We start from the raw sequence: 22,149 nt of genomic DNA on the forward strand, positions 1-22,149 counted from the left end.
TTGATCTTTAAAAGCAAGATCAAATGATCGCAGCCTGCGGCAGCTCCTACCCGATCAGGACAGCATGTCCTGCATCAGTTCCTGCAACGTGTCCAGATCGAATGGTTTCTCTAGAATCGGTGCCTTGCGAGTAATCGGGCTATCCGTCTCGCGAATTTCCTGGGCGTAGCCGCTGATGAAAATCACCTTGAGCTCAGGCCGTAGCTTCACCGCGGGCTCGGCGATCTGCACGCCAGAAATCCCGCCGGGCAGGCGAAAATCGGTGATCATCATGTCCAAGTGTGGCTTGCTGGCGAGGATCTCGAAGGCCTGCTCGCCGTTTTCGGCTTGCAGCACCCGGTAGCCCTCTCCCGACAGATAGGCCGACAGCACCATCAGGATTGAGGGATCGTCCTCGACGACGAGGACTACATCTTGTGCATCTTCACTCATGGGAAGCCTTTGTTCGGTCAATAGCTGCTGATACGACCCCGAGGTCGATCAGAGGTTGCGTTTATCGCGCGGTTTTCCTACAGCGGCAGACAAACGCGAAACAGGGCGCCTTCGCCAATCCGGCTTTCGACGATAATGGTACCGCCATGGGCGGCAACTATCTGTTCGGAAATAAACAACCCCAAGCCCAGCCCGGTGGCGACATGATTGGCCGAGACGCGCTCGAATTGCTGGAAAATCCGTTGCTGGTTCTCCTCGCTGATGCCGATTCCAAAATCACGGACTTCCACCCGTGCTTCACCGTTCTCACTGTACACCTTCATGTTGATCGGGCTCTTGGCGCCATAACGCAGGGCGTTGGTCAGCAGGTTGGAAATCACCTGCTCAATACGAAACTCATCCCAATCGCCCATCACCGATTGCTCGGCGTCCAGGCTGACCGACGTTTCGGCGGCCTCGATCTGCGGGGCAAAATTGTGCAACAAACCGCGAACCAGCGCCGCCAGATCAAAGTGTGTCGGGCGAATCGACAACTTGCCGGTACGAATACGTGACACATCGAGCATGTCTTCGATCAGCCGGATCAGGCTTTTGATCTGCCGTTCATCGCGATCGACCATGGCGTGCATCTTGTCCAGGGTGAAGGCAGCAGCGTTGTCCCGGGCCAGGTGCATCTTGCGCAACTGGGTTTCTAGAATCAGTCCATTGAGCGGCGTGCGCACTTCATGGGCAACGATGGACATGAAGTCATCGCGCATGCGCACCGCCTGCTCCAGCTCAAGCTGGGTACTGCGCAACTGCATGAGCAACGCTTCCTGCTCCCGACGGCTCTGTTCCAGCGCTTCGACCTGTTGTTTCATGGCCTTGCTCTGGCGGTAGAGGTCGACGAAGACATTGACCTTGCTCTTGACCGCCTGGATATCCAGGGGCTTGTGCAGGAAATCGACGGCGCCGCTTTCGTAGCCCTTGAACGCGTAGTTCAGCTCGCGACCGGCGGCACTGACGAACACGATCGGGATGTTCCTGGTCTTTTCCGTGCCACGCATCAACTCGGCCAGCTCGAAGCCATTCATGCCGGGCATCTGCACGTCGAGGATGGCCATGGCGAATTCGTGTTGCAGCAACAGCGACAAGGCTTCGTCGGCCGACAAAGCCTTGTAGACGATGCGATCTTCACGCTTGATCAGCGCTTCAAGTGCCAATAGGTTTTCTGGCAGATCGTCGACGATCAGCAGTTTGGCCTGGATATTACTTAGCATGCGATTCGTTCCAGCTCGACAAGCAAACGGCCGATGCCGCGTATGGGGAGTATGTGATCGGGCTGCAGGATATTCAGCGCCGCCTGGGGCATGGTCGCAACCTGGGCCTCGCCCGGGTCCTGGACGATGGTCAGCCCGCCATGCTGCTTGACCTGGGACATACCCTTGGCGCCATCCTGGTTGGCGCCGGTCAGCAATACCGCGGCCAGCTTCGCACCGTAGGCATCGGCAGCCGATTCGAACAGGAAGTCGATGGCCGGCCGCGAATAATGCACACGGTCTTCCAGGCTCAGGGAAAAGCTGCGGTCCCGCTCCACCGACAAGTGATACCCGGGCGTGGCGAAATACAGGGTACCGGCTTCAACCGGGGTCTTGTCCGTGGCCTCCACGACCGGCAGCGAGACACGCCTGGCGAAGACTTCCACCAGGTGACTACGGCGCTCGCCCGGCAGGTGCAGGACCACGATGATCGGCAATGCGAAACCTTGTCGCAGCGGACCCAGGATACTGAGCAGCGCCTCAACTCCGCCAGCCGAGGCGCCGATCACAATCGCTTCTATTGAAGGTAAGCCCGTTGCGCTGTTCATGATTTGCGATAGATCCGTTCTTGTTTGACCAACGGCTCGAACTGGTTGCCGAAAGCTGAAAAATCTGGCGTTTCCTTGCTGCCCAGAGCGAGGAAACCGCGGTGGCAAAGCGACTCATGAAACAAACCGAAAGCGCGATCCTGTAGTTTTTTATTGAAGTAAATCAATACATTACGACATGAAATTAATTGAGTTTCTGAAAATACGCTGTCCGTCGCCAGGCTATGATCGGCGAAGGTCACGTTTTCGCACAGCGACTTGTCGAAAATCGCGAACCCATACGCCGCCGTGTAATAGTCGGCGAAGGAGCACTTGCCGCCGGCCTGCTGGTAGTTGGAAGTGTAGGCGCGGACATTCTCCATGGAGAAAATCCCTTGCTTGGCTTTGTCCAGCGAACGCGGATTGATGTCAGTGGCATAGATGATCGTGCGCTCGAGCAGGCCCTCTTCGCGCAACAGGATGGCCATCGAATAGACTTCTTCACCGGTGCTGCACCCGGCGATCCAGATCTTCAGCGAAGGGTAGGTCTTGAGCAACGGCACCACTTCGCGGCGGATGGCCAGGAAGTGCGAAGGGTCGCGAAACATTTCACTGACCGGAATCGTCAGCAGTTGCAGCAACTGCATGAAAGCCGTCGGGTCGTGCAGGACCTTTTCCTGCAATGCCGAAATGGTATTGCACTCGAACTGGCTCAAGGCGTGCGTCACCCGGCGCTTGATCGAGGCGCCGGAGTAATCGCGAAAATCGTAGCTGTACTTGAGGTAGATCGCCTCGATCAACAAGCGCAATTCGATTTCGCTGCTGCGCTCCCCTGAATGATTGCTCTGCACTTAAATGCGTTCCATCTTCGGTAACCACACACGAATCAGCGAGAACAGGCGATCGAGGTCGATTGGCTTGGCCAGGTAATCGTTGGCGCCGGCCTGCAGGCAGCGCTCCTGATCGTCTTTCATGGCCTTGGCCGTCACCGCGATGATCGGCAGTTTGCGCCAGCGCGCCTCCTTGCGAATCAAGGTGGTGGCGGCGAAACCATCCATTTCCGGCATCATCACGTCCATGAGCACCAGGTCGATGTCTTCGAATTCATTCAATCGCTCAATCGCTTCACGCCCGTTGCGGCCGATGACCACGACGGCGCCCTTTTGCTCCAACGCACTGGTGAGGGCGAAAATGTTGCGCACATCGTCGTCCACCAGCAACACCTTGCGCCCCTCGAACACCTTGTCACGGCTGCGGGCGGTCTTGAGCATCTTCTGCCGGTCATGGGACAACCGTGATTCGACTTTGTGCAGAAAAAGTGTCACTTCGTCCAGCAGGCGCTCGGGAGAGCGCGCGCCCTTGATGATGATCGAGCGCGAATACCGGCGCAGCTCAGCCTCTTCGTCCCGGGTCAGGTTGCGCCCGGTATAGACAATCACCGGCGGGAACGAGCAGATGTTCTCGCTGGACATGCGCTTGAGCAGGTCGTTGCCGAGCATGTCCGGCAGCTTGAGGTCGATGATCATGCAATCGAACACGGTGTTCCGCAGCAGTGCCAGGGCATCCTGCGCCAGGCCGACGGCGGTGATTTCGATGTCATCGTCGCCGATCAGCCGGGAAATGCTATCGCGCTGCAAGTCGTCGTCCTCGACCAGCAACACACGCTTGACCTTCTGGGTCAGCTTGGCCTCCAGGCGCGCGAACACGTCCTTGAGCTCTTCGCGGGTGGTCGGCTTGACCGCATAACCGATGGCTCCCATGTGCATCGCCGCTTCGACCCGGTCTTCGACCGAAATCACATGCACGGGAATATGCCGGGTCTCTGCGTGTTCCTTCAGGCGTTGCAGCACCGTCAGCCCGGAATGATCCGGCAGGCGCATGTCCAGCAGGATGGCGTCCGGAATGTATTGCCTGGCCAGGTCGTAGCCCTCGTCGGCGCCATGGGCCACCAGGCACTGGTAACCCAGTTCATGGGCGAGGTCATAAAGGATGTGCGCAAAATTCGGCTCGTCCTCCACCACCAGGATACAACGCACGGTGAAGGGTGCCTTGAGGCGGTCATCGGCGAACCGCGCGATCTCCTGGACCACCGCCGGCGCAACCGCAATGGGCGCAACCGGGGTTGGAGCGTGTGTTGGCATGGCATGCATCCGCTCAACGGGCTCGTCGCCAGGTTCCACGTATTGCTGCGGCAGGATCAGGCTGAACTGGCTGCCCTGCCCCGGCGTGCTGGAGACATTGATCGAGCCGCCGAGCAGCGCGGCCAGGTCACGGGAAATCGACAGGCCCAGGCCGGTCCCGCCATAACGACGATTGGTAGTGCCATCGGCCTGGCGAAAGGCCTCGAAAATGCTTTCCTGTTGATCGGCGGCAATACCGATCCCCGAATCGCTGACGACAAAGGCAATGCCTTGGTTCGACGCCGCGCTCACGGTCAGGGATACCCGACCTTTCTCGGTGAACTTGACGGCATTGGAGAGCAGATTCTTGATGATCTGCTCCACGCGCTGGCGGTCGGTGTACATCATGGTTGGCGCACCGTCCTGCAACTCGACCTGGAAATCCAGTTGCTTGTGCGCAGCCAGCGGCTGGAACATCCCGCGCAAGCCGTCCACCAAGCGCGCAACGCTGGTGTTTTCCGGGCGTATCTCCAGTTTGCCGGCTTCGACCTTGGAGATATCGAGAATATCGTTGATCAGGTTGAGCAAGTCGTTGCCCGCCGAATAGATCGACTCGGCGAACTTGACCTGCTCGGCACTCAGGTTTTCCTGCGGGTTTTCCGCCAGCAACTTGGCCAGGATCAGCGAGCTGTTCAACGGCGTGCGCAACTCGTGGGACATGTTGGCGAGGAATTCGGACTTGTATTTGCTCGAACGCTGCAGTTCTTCGGCGCGCTCTTCGAGCTGGGCCTGGGCCTGGTTGAGCTCGGTATTCTTGAGGTCCATGGCGTCACGTTGCTCGGCCAACACCTGCGCCTGTTCGGCAAGTTGTTCGTTGGTCTGTTCGAGCTCGACCTGCTGGGTTTCCAGATGCGCCTGGGATTCCTTGAGAATCCGCGACTGCTCTTCCAGCTCTTCATTGGCGGTCTTGAGCTCTTCCTGCTGAACCTGCAACTCTTCGTTGAGTTGCTGGGTTTCAGCCAGCACTTCCTGCAAACGCTGGCGATAACGCGCCGCCTCGATGGAGGTGCCGATGTTACCGGCAATGAGCTCCAGTAAATCGATGTCACGGTCGGTCAACGGGCGCAGGAAGCCCAGCTCAATGACGCCGTTGACCCGCTCGTCGTCGCTGGTCGGGACCACCAGCACGCTGCGCGGTAAACCTTCGCCCAGCCCGGAACTGACCTTGAAGTAGTCGCTGGGCACATCGTCCAGGCGAATCAGGTGGGCCTGTTGCGCCACCTGGCCGACAATGCCTTCGTCACTGTAGATTTGCTGCTCACGCGCCTCCTGCTCTCGGGAAAATCCATAGGACGCCACGCGGCGCAGGCCGCCGTGTTCTTCTCGCACATAAATGGCCGCCACGGCACTGCCCAGGTACTGCGCGCAGAACTGCAGGATGTTGCGCCCCAACAGGTTGAGCGACAGTTGCCCCAGCACTTGTTCGGCCAGTTGCGTCTGGCCATTGCGCAGCCAGGCCTGTTGCTCCAGCCGCTGGGCACTGGCCTGTTGCGCCGCCAGGGTCGCTGCGTAGCTTTGCGACAGATTAAGCAGATCGCGACGGCCGATGTAGGCCAGCAACCCGCTGATGCCGGCAATGAACAACAGATAAAGGGTGATGCTCCAGATCGTGGTACGGCGCACTTCCTCGTTACGCGTGGCGCGCAACTGCTGCTCCATGTCGATCACGTCTTCGTACTGCTTGCGGATTTCATCGGTCAGGCGCTTGCCTTTGCCGGTCTTGACCGCCCCACGGTAGTCACCATTGCTTCGCTGCAGGTCGATCATCGATTGCGCGTAACCTGCCCACTCCTTCTGCAACGACTCCAGCCTGTGCAAGCGGTCGGTCTGGACCGGGTTGTCCGCGGTCAGTTCGAGCAAGGTGTTGAGCACCACCTCGATGCGTGGCTTCGCCGTTTCATAGGGTTCGAGGAATTTATCGTCGCTGGTGAGCAGGTAGCCGCGCATGCCGGTTTCCAGGTCGACCGTCAGCTTGACCGCCTCATTGGCGTTATTGATCACCCGGTCGGTGTGCTCGACCCACTGGATCGTCGACAGCAGATAAGTGATCAGCGAAACGAAAAAAACCGCACTGATGGCGCCGACGCCCAGCGGTAGACTGATGTTGCGGCTAAGGAGCTTGCGGAATCGCTGCTGATCAACCGAAGACTCAGTGGTCATAGTTAAGCCTTGTTGAACGGGTGAAAACCAAGGAGTTTGCCCCAAAACTGACGCACTGATCGAATTTTCTCACGGGATTGGCCGCAAAATGCACTTTCAACTGCTGTTGCGCCAACGCAGCGGTTATCCTTTGCCCTAATGCGGGCCGACCCTTCTTTTTATAGCCTATCGGGAACTTGTCGCGACCCCTCACTTACTCATGCAAGAGAGCCGGCGATTCTGATCGGCCGAAAAAGCCATCCACCCTTTCCGAGAACCCCATCATGACCGCCAATACCCCCACCCTCCTGGTCGTCGAAGACGATGCCATCGTGCGCATGTTGATCGTCGACGTGCTGGAGGAGCTGGAGTACAAGGTCCTTGAGGCCGATAGCAGCGAGCAGGCGCTGGCGATTCTCGAGAATGAGAACCAGCACATCAACCTGATGATGACTGACGTGGGCTTACCCGTCATGGACGGCCGAGAACTGGCCACCCAGGCCCGGTTGCTGCGCCCTGGACTGCCCATCCTGTTCGCCAGCGGTTATGCCGAGAACATCGATGTACCCGAAGGCATGCATCTCATAGGCAAACCGTTTTCCATCGATCAGTTGCGGGACAAGGTCAAGGGTATCCTCGATAATGCCTGACTTCGGGCGCCGCTTTATCGCCGGCCTCCTTTACCTCTCCAGCGCCATGCTCGTTTCAAGGAATTCCGGTTCATGAGTCAGCCCCACGCAACCAAAGTCCTGGTTATTGGTTACGTCTGGCCCGAGCCCCGCTCTTCGGCGGCTGGCGGGCATATGATGCAAATCCTCGAAAGCTTCCTGCAGCAAGGCTGGCACGTCACATTCAGCAGCCCGGCCGGAAGCGGCGAACATCGGGCCGACCTGACGGCGCTGGGTATCCGTGAAATACCGATCGAGCTGAACAACAGCAGTTTCGACACCTTCATCAGCGAACTGGCCCCGGACATCGTCTTGTTCGATCGTTTCATGATGGAGGAACAGTTTGGCTGGCGCGTCGAGAAACACTGCCCCGAAGCAGTGCGAGTACTCGAGACCTCCGACCTGCAAAGCCTTCGCGATGCGCGCCAGCAACGACTCAAGAACCGCTTGAAGGCAAGCGAAGACGGCAATGATTTCAGCGAGCTCTTCGCGCCGGCATTGCGTGAGGAATTTGAGCTCATGGCCGAGACCGATCTGGCCCAGCGGGAGATCGCAGCAATTTATCGTTGCGACTTGAGCCTGATGATCTCCGAAGTCGAGATCGAGTTGCTGGTCGAACACTTCAAGCTGCCGCGCAGCCTGTTGCATGGGTGCCCGCTGATGGTGGACCTGCCCACCCATGCGCCGCTGCCGTTCGAGGACCGGGCGCACTTTATTCACATCGGCAATTTTCGCCATGCCCCCAACTGGGATGCGGTGCTCTGGCTCAAGACCACTATCTGGCCGATGATTCGCCAGCAATTACCCGCCGCTCAACTGCACATCTACGGCGCCTACACACCGCCCAAGGCGACCGCGCTGCATAACGCGGCGCAGGGCTTTCATGTGATGAACTGGGCTGAGGACGCCTTGCAGGTGATGTCGGCGGCACGGGTGTGCATGGCACCGTTGCGCTTTGGCGCGGGGATCAAAGGCAAGATTGTCGACGCAATGCTCTGTGGCACACCGAATGTCACCACGCCCATCGGCGCGGAGGGCATGCACGCAGCTGAGCCATGGCCGGGGGCGATCACCCGCACTGCCAGGTCCTTTGCCGATAGTGCCGTGCAGCTCTACCAGGACAAGACGCAATGGCTCAAGGCCCAGGCCCAAGGCCTGGAATTGCTGGCGAGCCGTTATCAGCCACGCATTCATGGGCCGGCGCTGATTGCACGGCTCGAGCACTGCCGCCAACACCTGGCTTCGATCAGGAGAGACAACTTCACCGGCAGCATGCTGCGTCATCATCAACACAAGAGCACGCAATACATGGCGCAATGGATTGAAGCCAAGAACCGCCATAAAGAAGACGCTCCGACATGAGCCGAACGCCCCGTGTCACCGACCCTTCCTACGAATTGATGGACGACCATAACGGGTTGTCCATCATCTATCGCCAGCACGGCTTCCCCTGCCCTTTGGTGCGCTGGCATTTCCACCGGTCGTCGTTGCAGTGAGTCTGGCGATGCCTCGGGCACGGGTTACTTCAACGTGCGTACTCGCCAATGGGATTTGCAGCTGCTGCGCGACATCGACCCCAGCGGGCGTCTGCAGGCCGCGTTGCCGGCCGTTGGTTGCCATTGCTTTGCACCATGAACCTGACCAACGCCACGGAGTCGATTCGAGCACTGTTCGATCTGGATATCGAGCGTTTCAATGCGCTCGTTGCCCAGGCCCCCATCGGCGCCGAAGGCGTGTGCATGCCGATCGCGCAAAACGTGGCGGCCTCGCAGTTGGCCTATGAACGCTATCGACAACATGTCGCAACCCTATAAAGAGCGAACAACTATGTATCTGGTGTGTGGCGAAGCGCTGTTCGATTTCTTCAGTGAAAACGACGCCAGCGGCCTGGCTTCAAAAGTGAATTTCAAGGCCATCGCCGGTGGCTCGCCGTTCAATGTCGCGGTGGGTTTGCGCCGCTTGGGCGTGGAGGCTGCGTTATTGGCCGGGTTGTCCACCGACTACCTTGGCCGGCGCTTGCTCCAGGTGTTGGAGGAAGAAGGCGTACGCACGGACTACCTGGTGGATTTTGCTGCACCGACCACCCTGGCAATGGTGGCGCTCGGGGCCAATGGCTCGCCCCACTACAGCTTTCGCGGCGAAGGCTGCGCGGATCGACAACTCAAACCCGAGCATCTGCCGGCGTTGGGGTCGCAAGTGCGCGGCCTGCACATCGGTTCGTTTTCCCTGGTGGTGCAGCCGATTGCTGACACGCTGCTGGAGCTGGTGCGCCGGGAAAGCGGCAAGCGTTTGATAAGCCTTGATCCGAACGTGCGTCTTAATCCGCAGCCAAACATCGAGCTGTGGCGTTCGCGGATTGCGACCCTCGTCGAGCATGCCGACCTGATCAAGGTCAGCGATGAGGACCTGGGTTTGCTGTACCCCGGGCAGGACCCGGCGCAGGTTATAGAGGGCTGGCTGCAACACCGCTGTCAACTGGTATTCCTGACCCGTGGCGGCGAAGGTGCGAGCGTATTCAGTCGAAGCCATGGTTCGTGGTCGGTGCCGGCCTGCACGGTGACCATCGCCGACACCGTGGGCGCTGGCGATACCTTCCAGGCGGCGTTGATTACCTGGCTGACCGAACAAGGGCTGGATTCGGTCGTAGGCGTTCGCCAATTGAGTCGCCAGCAGATCGATGAGATGGCGAGGTTTGCGGTGCAGGCGGCGGCGCTAACGTGCAGCAGGACCGGGCCGGATTTGCCGTATCGGCATCAGTTGGATTGATCGTTCCCACGCGCAGCAAAGGAATGCCTCAACGGACGCTCCGCGTTCGGCCTTTCGGGATGCAGAGCGTCCCGGGCTGCATTCCTTTGCGGCGCGTGGGAACGATCAGGCGCTACAGGATCGAAAAGTTGTAGCTGACGATCAGCCGCGTCTCGTCCACATCCCGGGCATATTGCTCGTAGTTGGTGCGGTAGGTCGCATTGCGCAACCGCAGGCTGACATCCTTGAACGTCCCGCCCTGCACCACATACTTGAGCTCGCTGTCACGCTCCCACTCTTTGCCTTCCTGATCGCTGCCGGGCACCTTGATGTGGTCACCGTTCACATAGCGGGTCAGGAAGGTCAGGCCGTTGATGCCGATGGCCTTGAAATCGTAATCGTATCGCAGCTGCCACGATCGTTCCTGCGCTGCGGCGAAGTCGTTGACCTGCACGTAGTTGACCAGATACGGATTGCTACCATCGAGGTACGGCATCGAGTTGTCGCCATTCATGCGCTGCCAGCCCGCGCTGAACGTATGGCCGCCGTTGGCATAAGCGAGCATCGTGCTCAGCGCGCGGTTGTCAATGGAACCGGCGCGGGCGGCGCCGCTGTCGGCACTCTTGAGCAAGCGCAAATCGGCCTTGAGCACACCGCCACCCAGGGGTTGACTGGCCAGCAGGCCGAGGAAGTGCTGACGGTAGATGTCTTCCAGTTCAGCGTAGTGATACTGGGCTGTCAGCCGCTCGTTGATCCGGTAATCGAAGCCGTACATGTCGAAATGGTCGGCCGTGATGTTGCAGGCATAACGCTTGTTCTTGCAGTGCAGGCGGATGTCCTGGGAATCGGAGGAGTCCCGGGCGGTGTACTTGTCCAGGCGCGCGGCCATGAAGTTCAGATCCTGCACTTCCTTGGACGTGAGCATCGCACCGTTGAACATGGTTGGCAGCAAGCGACCGTCGTTGTACTTGAGCAGCGGCACATCCGGCAGCAGCGCGCCGTACTTCAGCACGCTTTGCGAGACGCGCACCTTGGCGGTCAGGCCCAGCTTGGTGTATTCGTCCGCCGAACCGCGTGGGTTACTGCCGCTGGACGGCAGCAAGCCGCTGTTGCTGCTGTCTGGGCTGGAATCGAGCTTGAATCCCGCCATGCCCAATGCATCGACACCGAACCCGAGCGTGCCCTCGGTGTACCCCGATTGCAGATTCAGAATGAAACCCTGGGCTGACTCTTCGCGCTTGGACGCGCCCTGCTCGTTAGAGGTATGCCCGTCACGAAAATCGCGGTTGAAATACACCGTACGTGATTCGATTTTCGCTGTGGTGTCATCGATAAAACCGCTCGCTTGAACCGGCCCGGTAAAACCGGCGCACAGGGCCAGGGCGCCGAAGCCGAATGACTGGCGAGCGCGGATGAACGTAAAAGGGGGACGCATTAAAAAAAGCTCCAACAATGCAGCGTTTGCGCCAGGGCGCAATCAGCCAGAAATAGCCTTCGCCCGGGCCAGTAAAGGATCGGACTGAAGTAAACACGCGGGGGTGAGCAGCAATGATGGCAGAAGGCTTTTTCTCGCTGCAGACGACTTTAGTCTCAATAGTGATCCGGTTTGATGGAAAAATGCCGCCGAACGGTAGTGGCAGTACGACAGGTGGCGTTCAGCGAAGTTAACCAATGCTTAATCGCGCAGTCCAACACTCTACTGGACCGCACGCCCTCAGAGCCCTCTGACGCCCAGTGCGGCAGGTTCGACGACACGTCGAGCTAACTTGCGACTGCACTGGAGATTGCCTCATGAACTCGCGCGCCCTGCTCGTTTCAATCGCCCTTGTCTGTGCTTCATCGACCGGCATTGCACAGGCCAACGACACTACGTCCGCACAAAACGTGCCTTCCTACCACTACGGCATGCCGTTGCACGTGGGCAAAGTGATTGCGCTGAACGAACCTACCACCCTGGATTGCGAAGTGATCACAGCGACGATGAAATACATCGACTCGCAGTCGGGTCAACCTGCAGAAATCGCCTACCGAAAACTGTCTGACGCCTGCAGTTATCAAAACTGAAGGGGAAGCACCAAAATAGTTGCTCGCAGTTAAAAACAGACGCGCCGGGTCTGGGATTTTCCCGCCCCGGCGCGAATCGGTAGAGCATGAAATGCCGGCTTAAAACGCTTTGCGCAGCCCCTGGTTATGCCCGGGTTCTGTGTAATGGTTTTGAAGATCGGTACGCAGGACAGCTATCAGCTCGTTGATTTCCCGACAGCCATTGAGTTGATGGGCATCGATTCCGGTTTTTACCAGATCGAGTTGATCGGTCTCCCCATCGGCATACACTTTTACAGTCATGGACATGTCCGGCGACAGCGTGCATTGACAGCGTCTCGGTAGAAAACTGCTTTCAATGATGTTGCGAAGTTCCAAGGCAGAAAGAAACATGGCGACCTTCTCCGTTGTGAGACTGCCAATTAATCATCGACACTGACTCATATGGAATCCCGGTCAGCTTGAGAACAGCTACAGCATAAAACATGCCTTGAATCTCGCTGTGCAGCTCATCGGTAATTCAAGGGGTTATTGTAAGGACTCGTGATTACGGTCATGCAAATTGCAAAAAAGGTTGATGAAGGCCCTGCAAATTGCATGTTCAGGCAAGGGATTTGCATTGGCCGCTGCCGGCGTCGAGAATGGCGCCCGGCCGATCAAGAATCGGCTCACCTACACATACGCAAGGAGGCATCATGGGTTCATCGACCATCAGCACCACCATCGGGCTGATCGCCGTCACGCTGTCGAGCATCGCCCATGGGGCAAAGCTCGAAGATGTTGCGCCCTTTCCGAAACCTGAAAAGGGTTTCAGTCGTCAGGTCATCCACCTCGCCCCGCAAACCCGTGAAGACGACTTCCAGGTCCAGATCCTTGCTGGAAAGACCCTGGAAGTCGACTGCAATCGCCAACGCCTGGGTGGCATACTCGACGAGAAGAACCTCGAAGGTTGGGGGTATCCGTTCTACCGCCTGGAAAAAGTCATCGGCCCGATGAGCACGCTGATGGCCTGCCCGGATGGCAAGCGCCAGCAGGATTTCGTGCCGGTGGTCGGTGACGGTTTCATGCTGCGCTACAACAGCAAACTGCCGATCGTGCTCTATGTGCCCAAGGACATCGAGGTTCGCTACCGGGTCTGGTCGGCCTCGAGCAAGGTTGAGAAGGCTGTCGAGGAATAACTGCCATTTTGAGCCCGGTCTACCCGATCGCTCCCAAACGTGAGAACGATCGGGTAAGCGTTATTTCAACCCTATCTTGTACAACGCTCCGTCCTCTTCATCGGTCAGCACATACAAATACCCATCCGGCCCCTGCCGCACATCGCGGATGCGCTTGTCGAGTTCGCCCAGCAAGCGTTCTTCGTGGATCACCTTGTCGCCGTCGAACTGCAGGCGAATCAGTTCCCGGGTCACCAGCGCGCCAATGAACGCGTTGTGCTGCCAGGCCTTGAAGCGGTCGCCGTCGTAGAATGCCAAGCCGCTCAGGCCGGGGGACTTTTCCCAGACATGATGTGGCCCACGAGTACCTTCGGCGGTTTTACCTTTTGCTTCCGGAATCGGCTGGCCCGAGTAATTGATGCCGTGGGTGGCCAGCGGCCAACCGTAATTCTTGCCGCGCTCGATGATATTGACCTCATCACCGCCCAGGGGACCGTGTTCGTTTTCCCAGAGCGTGCCGGTCCAAGGGTTGAGCGCCGCGCCTTGTGGGTTACGAACGCCGTAGGCCCATATTTCCGGGCGCACGTCGGCCTGTCCGACAAAGGGGTTGTCTCCAGGCACCTGGCCGTCGGGATAGATCCTGACGACCTTGCCCTGCAACTTGTCGAGGTCCTGGGCGGTGGGCCGGTCGTTGTTTTCCCCCAGCGTAATGAACAGGAAGCCGTCCCGGTCGAAAACCAGCCGCGAACCAAAATGGTTGCCCACCGAGAGCTTGGGCTCCTGACGGAAAATTACCCGGAAATCCTTCAGGGTCGTCAGGTCTTCGGACAACCGTGCGCGGCCAACCGCAGTACCCGCCTTGCCACCCTGGCCGCCGCCTTCGGCATAGGACAGGTAAATCATCCGGTCTTGCCTGAAGTCAGGCGACAGCGCCACATCCAGCAAGCCGCCCTGCCCCTTGGCCCAGACCTTGGGCACGCCATTGAGCGGTGCTGACAACTTGCCGTCGGCCGTCACCACACGCAGGTTGCCCGGTCGCTCGGTGACCAGCATGCCCTGGCGGTCCGGCAGAAAAGCCAACGCCCAGGGGTGCGCAAGTCCCGAGGTGATCAGCGTCACCTCAAGGGTGCCCTGCTCGCTTTGCATGTCCTGGGTGGTTGCTGCCAGAACAGGCGCGTTGGCGACTAACAAGGTGCTGGCAAAAAAAGTGCTCAGGAGGCTACTACGCAACATGCACGATTCCTTTTGTCATGGGATGGGCCAACAGGACGCCAGCCCTGTCCTTCAAGGGCTACGGGGCGGTGGATTGGGGATGAACTTCGGGGCACTGCTGGGGGCCGAGCGATCCTGGGGGTAGCGATTGCCGATGCCGCCGTTGTCAAGGGTGGGCGGTCGTGGCACGGGTACGGTGTTCGGCCCACGGATGGCCGGGGCACTGGGCTGGGTGCCTTGCATGCTGTTTGGGTTGGCCCGGCGGATCGGACTGTTGTAGGGATTGTTGTGGGTGCTGCCCGGCAGGTTTTGCGCCAACTGCATCGGTGCGCCGGGCGAAGCGATGTCGGCCTGAGCCATGTGACCGAGTACGCCGCTCAATGCCAGCACGATAAGGCCAGGTACGTATCGGTTCATTAGCGAGCCTCGCGATGGATGCGTGAATAGAGTCGTCCATAGCACGCTACGCCTGGGATCGGGATTTGTTAACCCAAACTTCCCGGCAAGATGTAACACGACGTCGACGCACAGCCCCACACGGCCTGCAGGCCGCTGAAACTTTTGCACGAGGCCCAAGGTCACCTGAACATCACTTTCGGAAAGACGACCATGGCACGGGCAATCTGGAAAGGCGCGATCAGTTTCGGGCTGGTGCATATCCCTGTGGCGCTGGTCTCGGCGACGTCCTCCCACGGGGTGGATTTCGACTGGCTCGACAGTCGCAGCATGGACCCGGTGGGCTACAAACGCGTCAATAAAGTCACCGGCAAGGAAGTCACCAAAGAGCACATCGTCAAAGGCGTGCAATACGAAAAAGGTCGATATGTGGTGCTCAGCGAGGAGGAGATTCGCTCGGCGCATCCACTCTCGACCCAGACTATCGACATCTTTGCCTTTGTCGACAGCAAGCAAATCCCGCTGCAGAACATCGACACGCCCTACTACCTGGCACCGGATAAACGGGGCGGCAAGGTCTATGCCCTGTTGCGTGAAACCTTGACCAAAACCAATAAAGTCGCGCTGGCCCGCGTGGTGCTGCATACCCGCCAATACCTGGCGGCCTTGATGCCGCTGGAATCGGCCATGGTCCTCGTGAAGCTGCGCTGGCCGGCGGAAGTGCGCAGCCTGGACGAGTTGGCATTAGGCCCGGATGTGACCAAGGCCGAGTTGGCCAAGGGCGAACTCGACATGGCCAAGCGCCTGGTAGAGGACATGAGCGTCGAATGGTCGCCGGACGACTACCGGGACGAATTCGAAGACAAGATCATGGCCCTGGTGGACAAGAAAGCCCATGAAGGGAAAATCGAGGATGTTGAAACAGCCACTGGCGAGGAGGAGCGCAAGACCGCGGATGTCATTGACTTGACTGAGTTGCTCAAGCGTAGCCTGGGGGGCAAGGGAGGGAGCAAGGAGACGGCCAAGCCCAAATCACCGACAAAACCGGCGGCGCGGAAAAAAGTCAGCAAGTGAGGAGTTGAACGTTCCGGCCTCATCGCTGGCAAGCCAGCTCCTACAAAGATAGGCGGTGGCCACAAAACCTGTGGGAGCGAGCTCGCCGGCGATGACGTCAGTTTTGACAAACGATCAAATCAAACCAAGACAAAAATCGCCAGCAACCCACCAAAGAACGCCCACTTCTGCAGGTAATAAAGCTTGCGATTACGCTTTTTCAAGGCTTTGCCATTCAAGCGGATCTTGTAAATCTTGCCGAACAGGCGGTTGATACCTCCGGTCTTGTCGCCCGCCTCATTCGGCGCACCGGCAGCCGCCATCACATTGCGGCTGAACCAGCGGTTGAATGCGGCCACCCAGCGGTACTTCATCGGGCGCTCCACATCGCAAAACAGAATGATGCGGTTCTGCTCGGTGGTGTTGTTTGCGTAATGAATGAACGTCTCGTCGAACATCACCGCTTCACCGTCGCGCCAATGATAGTTTTCGCCGTCGACGTTGATGTAGCAGCCCGAATCGTTAGGTGTCTCGAGGCCCAGGTGATAGCGGTAGGAACCGGCATACGGATCACGATGGCGAACCAGTTTCGAACCCGGCGGCAACTCGGCGAACATCGCCGCCTTGATCGAGCCGATGCTTTGTACCAGTTCGGTGGTGCGCGGGCAAAGCTTCATGGCCGATGGGTGGCTATCGCCGTACCACTTGAGGTAGAAGCGCTTCCAGCCGGTCTTGAAGAAGGAGTTGAAGCCGACGTCATCGTAATCATTGGAGCGTTTGATCTCCCCCGCCTTCAGCAGGTTCTTGCCTTCGGCGCGAATCTCCTCCCAATGCGTCTGCAGTGGCGCGAGGTCGGGAAAATCCGCCGGGTTGAGAAACGGCCTGTTGGGGATCTTCGAGAACAGATAAAGCAAGCAATTGATCGGCGCCAGGAACGTCGAGTGGTCGCTCAGTTGGCGGCCCAGTTTGTGGCGTACACGGCCACGCAGATGGACATACGCGATGGATATAACGTAGACAACGGCAATGATGAGTTTCACGAAAATCGTCACACGTCAGAGGTGAGCAAACTGCGCTCCCTGGCAACCAATGGCCTGCGGAGCCTGAGTAGTGCCTGAAAACCAGACAACGGCCCGGTGGCCCGTCCTTGAGCCGACGCCAACGTTTGGCATCAGTGAAAGATGGCATTTTAGCCATCGCCCGTAACCAATTGTTAGCCTTGAGATGTGAAAATCTGTCCGTTGATACCGTCAATGCGTCGGTGCGGCCTTATTGCCCTATCGTTTATATGGCCAGACCAGTACAATCGCCGCCAAACTTTACGCGCCCCCCTTGGTTGATGACGGGAAATCCCGGCCTCAGCGCACTTCGACTCGGGCCAAGCGCTCCCAATGCTGCTGTCCACTTATTGCCAGATGGATCTTGCGCTGCTGACCGGGATGTACGTCCCGTGGTCGAACAGCGTGAACGGGTACTGAATCGGTACTGCCGCAACCCTAGCTACTCTGAATGCTTCGCAGGAAAAACCTTTGATTTCTACAGCTAACATCACGATGCAGTTCGGCGCCAAGCCGTTGTTCGAAAACGTTTCGGTCAAATTCAACGGCGGCAACCGCTATGGCCTGATCGGGGCCAATGGTTGCGGCAAGTCGACGTTCATGAAGATCCTGGGCGGTGACCTCGAGCCGTCCGGCGGCCAGGTCATGCTGGAGCCGAACGTGCGCCTGGGTAAATTGCGCCAGGACCAGTTCGCCTACGAAGAATTCACCGTGATCGACACCGTGATCATGGGTCACGAAGAGCTGTGGAAGGTCAAGGCCGAGCGCGATCGCATCTACTCGCTGCCGGAAATGAGCGAAGAAGACGGCATGGCCGTGGCCGAGCTGGAAACCGAATTCGCCGAAATGGACGGCTACACCGCCGAATCCCGTGCTGGTGAACTGCTGCTGGGCCTGGGAATTCCGCTGGAACAGCATTTCGGCCCGATGTCCGAAGTGGCTCCAGGGTGGAAACTTCGGGTGTTGCTGGCCCAGGCCCTGTTCTCCGATCCGGAAGTGCTGTTGCTCGATGAACCGACCAACCACCTGGACATCAACACCATTCGCTGGCTGGAATCCATCCTCACGGTGCGAAACAGCACCATGATCATCATTTCCCACGACCGTCACTTCCTCAACAGCGTCTGCACCCACATGGCCGACCTGGACTACGGTGAGCTGCGCCTGTTCCCGGGTAACTACGACGAGTACATGACCGCGGCGACCCAGTCCCGCGAGCAGTTGCTGTCGGACAACGCCAAGAAAAAAGCCCAGATTGCCGAACTGCAAACCTTCGTCAGCCGCTTCTCGGCGAACGCCTCGAAAGCCAAGCAGGCCACTTCCCGTGCCAAGCAGATCGACAAGATCCAACTGGCCGAGGTCAAGCCCTCGAGCCGCGTGAGCCCGTTCATCCGGTTCGAGCAGACCAAGAAGCTGCACCGCCAGGCCGTGACCATCGAGCAGATGTCCAAGGGCTTCGATGGCAAGACCCTGTTCAAGAACTTCAGCTTCACCGTCGAAGCTGGCGAGCGCGTGGCGATCATCGGCCCGAACGGCATCGGCAAGACCACCCTGCTGCGTACCTTGATGGGCGAACTGACCCCGGATGCCGGCTCCGTGAAATGGACCGAAAGCGCAGAGCTGGGCTACTACGCCCAGGACCACGCCCACGACTTCGAAGACGATGTCAGCCTGTTCGACTGGATGGGCCAGTGGACCCAGGGCGAGCAGATCATTCGTGGCACCCTGGGCCGGATGCTGTTCTCCAACGACGAGATCCTCAAGTCGGTCAAGGTCATCTCCGGTGGTGAGCAAGGTCGCATGCTGTTTGGCAAGCTGATCCTGCAAAAGCCGAACGTGCTGGTGATGGACGAACCAACCAACCACTTGGACATGGAATCCATCGAGGCGCTGAACCTGGCACTGGAAAACTACCCGGGCACGCTGATCTTCGTCAGCCACGACCGTGAGTTCGTGTCCTCCCTGGCAACCCGCATCATCGAGTTGAGCCCTAACGGCGTGACCGACTTCAGCGGCACCTATGACGATTACCTGCGTAGCCAGGGCGTGGTGTTCTAAGAGCAGCCTGTAGGAGCGAGCATGCTCGCGATGGACGCTGGATCGTTGGATCGTTCCCACGCTCTGCGTGGGAATGCAGCCCGGGACGCTCCGCGTCCCAATCCAGAGCCGAACGCGGAGCGTCCGTTGAGACATTCCCACGTAGCGCGTGGGAACCATCCAATTTCAAGCCAAATTACTTAGCCTGCTTTCTTTAGTTCCACACCCAAGCCATCATGCAGTTCTCCTGCCGCCGCCCGCGAACGAGCCCTTCATGACTGCGCAAGAACAGCCACCGCAAAGCTCCATGGCGATCACCCTGCAGATCGTTTCCATCGTTTTCTATACCTTTGTCGCCTTCCTCTGCATTGGCCTGCCCATTGCGGTGTTGCCAGGATACGTCCATGAACAGCTCGGGTTCAGTGCCGTCGTCGCAGGGCTGACCATTGGCTCGCAATACCTGGCTACCCTGCTCAGCCGGCCCATGGCCGGGCGCATGTCGGACAATGTCGGTACCAAGCGCGCGATCGTTTATGGCCTGTTGGGAATTGTCCTGAGTGGCGGGCTGACTTTGTTGTCGGTGTTGCTGCAAAGCGCTCCTTTAATCAGCTTGCTGGTCCTGATCGCCGGACGCCTTTTGCTGGGCATCGCCCAAGGGCTGATCGGGGTCGGCACCATCAGTTGGTGCATGGGACAGGTGGGTGCCGAACACACCGCGCGCTCGATCTCCTGGAACGGTATTGCCTCCTACGGGGCGATTGCCATCGGGGCGCCGCTGGGGGTGGTGATGGTCGGTCAACTGGGGTTTGCCAGCCTGGGTATCGCCCTGTCGGTGCTGGCCCTGGCGGCGCTGCTGCTGATTCGCAACAAACCGTCGGTGCCGGTCGTGCGCGGTGAGCGCCTACCCTTTTGGGCGGTGTTCGGGCGCATTGCACCGTTTGGCGCAAGCCTCAGCCTGGCTTCGATCGGCTACGGCACCCTCACCACCTTTATAACCCTTTATTACATCAATCGAGGCTGGAGCGGTGCGGCGTATTGCCTGACGGTATTCGGGGTATGTTTCATCCTGGCCCGGTTGCTGTTCATTTCCAGCATTAGCCGATTTGGCGGCTTCCCGTCGGCCATCGCCTGTATGACCATCGAGACCATCGGCCTGGCGCTGCTGTGGCTGGCGCCTTCGACTGGCTATGCCTTGATTGGTGCCGGCCTGACCGGGTTCGGCTTGTCGCTGGTGTATCCGGCACTGGGCGTCGAGGCAATCAAGCAGGTGCCTAACGCGAGTCGCGGCGCCGGCCTGAGCGCTTATGCGGTGTTTTTCGATCTGGCGCTGGCGATTGCCGGTCCGTTGATGGGGGCGGTGGCGTTGAACATGGGGTACGCGTGGATTTTCTTTTGCGCGGCGTTATTGTCCGTGATAGGACTTTGCCTCACTTTTTTGCTCTCACGGCGGGCAGCAAATACATTTACTTAAAAACCATGAGATAAACAGCCATAACATTTAAAGTACGATCAACATGCAATATGCCGAATCGATTAATGCTAAGTGCCATCGTTGTTTTAATTACTAATTCCGTGAGAATTTAATTAACTGCACTTACATCCATATCGAAACAGGAAGAAATAAAATGCGCATATTGTCACTTACCCTACTCGCCCCAGCACTGGCATTTTCCATGCACGCTACCGCAGAGGCTGAAGTCTCAAACCAGCAAATTTGCCATAATGGTAAATGCTGGGACCTTGGTGACATTGGTAGCGAATGCTGCCCATTCAGCGATGAAAAACTAAAGAAAAACGTCCAGCCCCTGGCTAACCCGACAGAGAGCCTGCTCAAACTCCGTGGTGTAACATTCAACTGGAAACAAAACGACCAGGCTGACGTCGGCTTGATCGCTCAAGATGTTCAAAAGGTTTACCCGCAGTTGGTACGCACTGAAGGTGATCACCTGCAAGTGGACTATCAGAAACTTGTTGCACCATTGATTGAATCCGTTCGCGAACTGAATGCCAGAGTTCAAACCCTGGAAACAGCCCTGGCTAACAAGTAACGAATTATAAAAGCGCCTGCTCGCCATTCATTGATCGGCGGTCTGCATTCCTGCTCGCGTCGCTCTGCCCAGTGTGCGAGAAAAAAAGCGCCCGGCCTCGGAGATCAGGTTGCGGTGAATATCGACGCGATCGACACCGTCGGCATCGGCGCACAAGGCTGGCGTGACAACGATCTGCTCGTCATTGCACGGAGCCATGAATACGAAGTGCCCGGCCCCGGCCAGCAGCTTGAAATCGGGGGCGACGGGCAGTTTGCGCGCCAGGGCGGCGGCGTTCTTGTCGGGGTACACCAGCTTGTCGCCATCGCCGCTGTAAAGCAGCACCGGAACATGCACATCGGCCAGGGTATGACGACCGAACTTCAGGCTCAGTGGCGCCATCAGCAGCAATGCATGGACGCGCGGGTCGGCTACCGGTTGCAAATCATCGCGGTCGACAATCAGTTCACCCTGGGTATTGCAGGCATCACGGTCGTCCGGACGCTCCTGGCAGTAGCGGCGCAGACGATCCAGGTCCGGAGTCGCGCCCGACAGTATCAATGCCGTCTCGCCGCCTGCGGAATAGCCAATGACGCCAACCTGCTCGGCATTGACATAAGGCGCGAGCATGGGATCGCCCAGGGTCGCGGTGATGGCTTCGGAAATCTGGATCGGCCGTCCGTACAAATTGCTCAAGGTGCCGAGGCGGCTGTGGTCTTTGGAGTTATCGCCGGGATGAATAACAGCCACCACCACAAAACCCTTGCGTGCCAGCGACGTGGCCAGGTCATGCAGGGCCAATGGCGTGCCGGTGTTGCCATGGGACAGCATCAGCATTGGAAACCGGCCCATGGCGACTTTGGTGTCTTCGCCGGCTTCGACGGTGTAGCCCTCAAGCCGGCTGGAGTGTTCCTTCGCGCTCGAAGGGTAGAACGCAATGGCCCGCATCGGTTGCAGATCGAGCGGATCGAGAAAGCTCATTTCATGAAAACCGACGCTCCAGTGAGGATGCGGCGCAGGTGCGGCGTGCACTGAATTCAGGCTGACGAGCAGACAGATCAGTAAAGCTGCACAAAGACGCACCATGGGATGCCCCACCTTGCTACGGAACGGAGACGTTAAGCCTCGACTGCATGACTCGGGCCACAATTTTGCAAGCGCAATTAGCAATACTGAG

At 58.4% G+C, this 22,149-nt stretch carries 20 protein-coding genes and 2 pseudogenes; 11 read left to right on the top strand and 11 right to left on the bottom strand.

All coding sequences use genetic code 11. The annotated features are described in order from the left end of the window. Positions 1–54: 54 nt before the first annotated feature. The 5 genes from HGP31_RS16190 to HGP31_RS16210 form a co-directional block, all read right to left on the bottom strand. Positions 55–432, bottom strand: coding sequence for a response regulator (locus HGP31_RS16190; protein WP_020797118.1), 378 nt, complete (start codon positions 430–432; stop codon positions 55–57). Positions 433–509: 77 nt separating this feature from the next. Further along, positions 510–1,691: a hybrid sensor histidine kinase/response regulator gene (locus HGP31_RS16195; RefSeq protein WP_168758199.1), complete on the bottom strand. Its 1,182-nt coding sequence runs from the start codon at positions 1,689–1,691 to the stop codon at positions 510–512. Then, positions 1,685–2,278 (bottom strand): chemotaxis protein CheB, encoded by a 594-nt coding sequence (locus HGP31_RS16200; protein ID WP_168758200.1) that lies wholly within the window; start codon positions 2,276–2,278, stop codon positions 1,685–1,687. The genes HGP31_RS16195 and HGP31_RS16200 overlap by 7 nt, the downstream gene beginning before the upstream one ends. Then, the gene (locus HGP31_RS16205; protein WP_020797121.1) at positions 2,275–3,108 is read right to left on the bottom strand and encodes a CheR family methyltransferase; all 834 of its coding nucleotides are present in this window, start codon (positions 3,106–3,108) and stop codon (positions 2,275–2,277) included. The genes HGP31_RS16200 and HGP31_RS16205 overlap by 4 nt, the downstream gene beginning before the upstream one ends. Next, a complete protein-coding gene (locus HGP31_RS16210) occupies positions 3,109–6,597 on the bottom strand; it encodes a response regulator (RefSeq protein ID WP_168758201.1) in 3,489 nt (1,162 codons plus the stop codon). Positions 6,598–6,860: 263 nt separating this feature from the next. Here HGP31_RS16210 and HGP31_RS16215 point away from each other — a divergent pair, with 263 nt between their 5' ends. The 5 genes and pseudogenes from HGP31_RS16215 to HGP31_RS16235 all read left to right on the top strand — a co-directional run bounded on the left by HGP31_RS16215 (position 6,861) and on the right by HGP31_RS16235 (position 10,010). Beyond that, the gene (locus tag HGP31_RS16215; protein ID WP_020797124.1) at positions 6,861–7,226 is read left to right on the top strand and encodes a response regulator; all 366 of its coding nucleotides are present in this window, start codon (positions 6,861–6,863) and stop codon (positions 7,224–7,226) included. Positions 7,227–7,298: 72 nt separating this feature from the next. Further along, positions 7,299–8,606 (top strand): glycosyltransferase, encoded by a 1,308-nt coding sequence (locus tag HGP31_RS16220; RefSeq protein WP_168758202.1) that lies wholly within the window; start codon positions 7,299–7,301, stop codon positions 8,604–8,606. Further along, positions 8,603–8,725: pseudogene (locus HGP31_RS16225) on the top strand (AraC family transcriptional regulator); the annotation flags it as partial. The gene HGP31_RS16220 and the pseudogene HGP31_RS16225, both read left to right, overlap by 4 nt. Then, positions 8,721–8,986, top strand: a pseudogene (locus HGP31_RS16230) (hypothetical protein); the annotation flags it as partial. The pseudogenes HGP31_RS16225 and HGP31_RS16230, both read left to right, overlap by 5 nt. Before the next feature lie 85 nt (positions 8,987–9,071). After that, positions 9,072–10,010 carry a carbohydrate kinase family protein gene (locus HGP31_RS16235; protein ID WP_168758203.1) on the top strand — a complete coding sequence of 313 codons (939 nt, stop codon included), beginning with the start codon at positions 9,072–9,074 and terminating at the stop codon, positions 10,008–10,010. Positions 10,011–10,122: 112 nt separating this feature from the next. Here the strand turns inward: HGP31_RS16235 and HGP31_RS16240 are convergent, their stop codons facing one another. Beyond that, positions 10,123–11,424 carry an OprD family porin gene (locus HGP31_RS16240; RefSeq protein WP_168758204.1) on the bottom strand — a complete coding sequence of 434 codons (1,302 nt, stop codon included), beginning with the start codon at positions 11,422–11,424 and terminating at the stop codon, positions 10,123–10,125. Between the two features lie 356 nt (positions 11,425–11,780). Between HGP31_RS16240 and HGP31_RS16245 the strand changes: the two genes are divergently transcribed. Then, positions 11,781–12,053: a DUF2790 domain-containing protein gene (locus HGP31_RS16245; protein ID WP_168758205.1), complete on the top strand. Its 273-nt coding sequence runs from the start codon at positions 11,781–11,783 to the stop codon at positions 12,051–12,053. A gap of 99 nt (positions 12,054–12,152) precedes the next feature. Here the strand turns inward: HGP31_RS16245 and HGP31_RS16250 are convergent, their stop codons facing one another. Continuing rightward, positions 12,153–12,425 carry a DUF1652 domain-containing protein gene (locus tag HGP31_RS16250; protein ID WP_168758206.1) on the bottom strand — a complete coding sequence of 91 codons (273 nt, stop codon included), beginning with the start codon at positions 12,423–12,425 and terminating at the stop codon, positions 12,153–12,155. A 302-nt stretch (positions 12,426–12,727) separates the two neighbouring features. On the opposite strand from HGP31_RS16250, the gene eco reads away from it, so the two are divergent. After that, positions 12,728–13,210: a serine protease inhibitor ecotin gene (gene eco / locus HGP31_RS16255; RefSeq protein WP_168758207.1), complete on the top strand. Its 483-nt coding sequence runs from the start codon at positions 12,728–12,730 to the stop codon at positions 13,208–13,210. A gap of 60 nt (positions 13,211–13,270) precedes the next feature. Here the strand turns inward: eco and HGP31_RS16260 are convergent, their stop codons facing one another. Continuing rightward, positions 13,271–14,422: a PQQ-dependent sugar dehydrogenase gene (locus HGP31_RS16260; RefSeq protein WP_168758208.1), complete on the bottom strand. Its 1,152-nt coding sequence runs from the start codon at positions 14,420–14,422 to the stop codon at positions 13,271–13,273. A 51-nt stretch (positions 14,423–14,473) separates the two neighbouring features. Next, positions 14,474–14,818, bottom strand: a complete 345-nt coding sequence (locus tag HGP31_RS16265) for a hypothetical protein (protein WP_168758209.1) — start codon at positions 14,816–14,818, stop codon at positions 14,474–14,476. Positions 14,819–15,010: 192 nt separating this feature from the next. On the opposite strand from HGP31_RS16265, the gene ku reads away from it, so the two are divergent. Beyond that, a complete protein-coding gene (ku, locus tag HGP31_RS16270) occupies positions 15,011–15,871 on the top strand; it encodes a non-homologous end joining protein Ku (protein ID WP_168758210.1) in 861 nt (286 codons plus the stop codon). A gap of 119 nt (positions 15,872–15,990) precedes the next feature. On the opposite strand, the gene lpxO is transcribed toward ku, so the two are convergent. After that, positions 15,991–16,890 carry a lipid A hydroxylase LpxO gene (gene lpxO, locus HGP31_RS16275; protein WP_168758211.1) on the bottom strand — a complete coding sequence of 300 codons (900 nt, stop codon included), beginning with the start codon at positions 16,888–16,890 and terminating at the stop codon, positions 15,991–15,993. A gap of 489 nt (positions 16,891–17,379) precedes the next feature. Here lpxO and HGP31_RS16280 point away from each other — a divergent pair, with 489 nt between their 5' ends. The 3 genes from HGP31_RS16280 (at position 17,380) to HGP31_RS16290 (ending at position 20,993) form a co-directional block, all read left to right on the top strand. Next, positions 17,380–18,966 carry an ABC-F family ATPase gene (locus HGP31_RS16280; protein WP_033044478.1) on the top strand — a complete coding sequence of 529 codons (1,587 nt, stop codon included), beginning with the start codon at positions 17,380–17,382 and terminating at the stop codon, positions 18,964–18,966. Between the two features lie 253 nt (positions 18,967–19,219). Continuing rightward, positions 19,220–20,416 (top strand): MFS transporter, encoded by a 1,197-nt coding sequence (locus HGP31_RS16285; RefSeq protein ID WP_168758212.1) that lies wholly within the window; start codon positions 19,220–19,222, stop codon positions 20,414–20,416. Between the two features lie 154 nt (positions 20,417–20,570). After that, entirely contained in the window at positions 20,571–20,993 is a 423-nt protein-coding gene (locus HGP31_RS16290) for a tail fiber domain-containing protein (protein WP_168758213.1), read from the top strand. Positions 20,994–21,020: 27 nt separating this feature from the next. On the opposite strand, the gene HGP31_RS16295 is transcribed toward HGP31_RS16290, so the two are convergent. Next, a complete protein-coding gene (locus tag HGP31_RS16295; RefSeq protein ID WP_168758214.1) occupies positions 21,021–22,058 on the bottom strand; it encodes an alpha/beta hydrolase family protein in 1,038 nt (345 codons plus the stop codon). Between the last annotated feature and the right edge of the window lie 91 nt (positions 22,059–22,149).

The sequence above is a fragment of the Pseudomonas umsongensis genome, assembly GCF_012647205.1.
Lineage (GTDB): Bacteria > Pseudomonadota > Gammaproteobacteria > Pseudomonadales > Pseudomonadaceae > Aquipseudomonas > Aquipseudomonas umsongensis.

Coding starts and splice junctions, on each gene's coding strand:
- HGP31_RS16190 (WP_020797118.1), bottom strand. CDS start 432: ATGAGTGAAGATGCACAAGATGTAGTCCTCGTCGTCGAGGACGATCCC.
- HGP31_RS16195 (WP_168758199.1), bottom strand. CDS start 1,691: ATGCTAAGTAATATCCAGGCCAAACTGCTGATCGTCGACGATCTGCCA.
- HGP31_RS16200 (WP_168758200.1), bottom strand. CDS start 2,278: ATGAACAGCGCAACGGGCTTACCTTCAATAGAAGCGATTGTGATCGGC.
- HGP31_RS16210 (WP_168758201.1), bottom strand. CDS start 6,597: ATGACCACTGAGTCTTCGGTTGATCAGCAGCGATTCCGCAAGCTCCTT.
- HGP31_RS16215 (WP_020797124.1), top strand. CDS start 6,861: ATGACCGCCAATACCCCCACCCTCCTGGTCGTCGAAGACGATGCCATC.
- HGP31_RS16220 (WP_168758202.1), top strand. CDS start 7,299: ATGAGTCAGCCCCACGCAACCAAAGTCCTGGTTATTGGTTACGTCTGG.
- HGP31_RS16235 (WP_168758203.1), top strand. CDS start 9,072: ATGTATCTGGTGTGTGGCGAAGCGCTGTTCGATTTCTTCAGTGAAAAC.
- HGP31_RS16240 (WP_168758204.1), bottom strand. CDS start 11,424: ATGCGTCCCCCTTTTACGTTCATCCGCGCTCGCCAGTCATTCGGCTTC.
- HGP31_RS16245 (WP_168758205.1), top strand. CDS start 11,781: ATGAACTCGCGCGCCCTGCTCGTTTCAATCGCCCTTGTCTGTGCTTCA.
- HGP31_RS16250 (WP_168758206.1), bottom strand. CDS start 12,425: ATGTTTCTTTCTGCCTTGGAACTTCGCAACATCATTGAAAGCAGTTTT.
- eco (WP_168758207.1), top strand. CDS start 12,728: ATGGGTTCATCGACCATCAGCACCACCATCGGGCTGATCGCCGTCACG.
- HGP31_RS16260 (WP_168758208.1), bottom strand. CDS start 14,422: ATGTTGCGTAGTAGCCTCCTGAGCACTTTTTTTGCCAGCACCTTGTTA.
- HGP31_RS16265 (WP_168758209.1), bottom strand. CDS start 14,818: ATGAACCGATACGTACCTGGCCTTATCGTGCTGGCATTGAGCGGCGTA.
- ku (WP_168758210.1), top strand. CDS start 15,011: ATGGCACGGGCAATCTGGAAAGGCGCGATCAGTTTCGGGCTGGTGCAT.
- HGP31_RS16285 (WP_168758212.1), top strand. CDS start 19,220: ATGACTGCGCAAGAACAGCCACCGCAAAGCTCCATGGCGATCACCCTG.
- HGP31_RS16290 (WP_168758213.1), top strand. CDS start 20,571: ATGCGCATATTGTCACTTACCCTACTCGCCCCAGCACTGGCATTTTCC.
- HGP31_RS16295 (WP_168758214.1), bottom strand. CDS start 22,058: ATGGTGCGTCTTTGTGCAGCTTTACTGATCTGTCTGCTCGTCAGCCTG.